The organism is Burkholderia sp. ZZQ-2 (assembly GCF_050768715.1).
Taxonomy (GTDB): Bacteria; Pseudomonadota; Gammaproteobacteria; order Burkholderiales; family Burkholderiaceae; genus Burkholderia; species Burkholderia cepacia.
Map to the genome: position 1 here is coordinate 1 of NZ_LDVA01000174.1, position 738 is coordinate 738.

A 738-nucleotide genomic window follows, 5' to 3' on the forward strand; every position below is an offset into this window, starting at 1 on the left:
GGCCCGCCGCCGCGCACAGCAGCCCGAGCCCGAAGATCGCGCCGCGATGCGTGTTGACGCCGCCCGTCGCGGCGAGCATCGCGTGCTCGGCACGCAGGCCGATCTTGCGCAGCACGGCCATGTCCGCATCGCGCGCGCCTGCGTCGGCCAGTTCCGCGAAGTAAGGCCGCAGCACGGCGGCGCTACGTGCGAACGTCGCGGCATCCATGTCGGTGTGACTGCCGGTGTCGACGTGACTGACGAGCCCCGGCTTCGGATAGGTCTCGATCTCGAGCACGAGGCTGCGCTCGGCCAGTTCGGCGATGCGCCCGGCTTCGGACGGCGCCGGTATGCGGCAGGCGGCCCATGCACTCATCGCGCGCCCCCGGTGAAGGCGTCGACCGGCATCAGTTCGACGGCGATCGCCGTCTTGACCGCGACTTCAGGCTGCCGCGCATGCAGTTCGCGCCAGTTGACGCCCGCGCCGTCGTCGCGCAGCAGTTCGCCGTCGATGCGCATGGGCGCGCGCCCGTCGATCGCCGCGAGGCCGTCGAGCAGCGTCGCGACCGATGCGGCTTCCGGTAGCGGAAACGCGATGTCGAGGTCGGACGACTCGCCCAGGTACGGCTCGCCCGTCAGCGCCTGCCATGCGAGGCTGCCGAACACGCGGCCCTGCACGCCGCACCGCGCGCCGAGCGCATCGAGCTCGCGCAACGGCGTGCGCCATGCGTCGGGCGCGGCCGCGAGCACGTCGGACAA

At 72.5% G+C, this 738-nt stretch carries 2 protein-coding genes; both read right to left on the minus strand.

Annotated features, from left to right (window positions below; translation table 11 throughout):
* On the minus strand, positions 1-355 hold a 355-nt coding region (locus ABY44_RS11360; RefSeq protein ID WP_431641197.1), incomplete at its 3' end, for a triphosphoribosyl-dephospho-CoA synthase.
* On the minus strand, positions 352-738 hold a 387-nt coding region (gene mdcG, locus ABY44_RS11365), incomplete at its 5' end, for a malonate decarboxylase holo-[acyl-carrier-protein] synthase (protein WP_431641198.1). The genes ABY44_RS11360 and mdcG, both read right to left, overlap by 4 nt.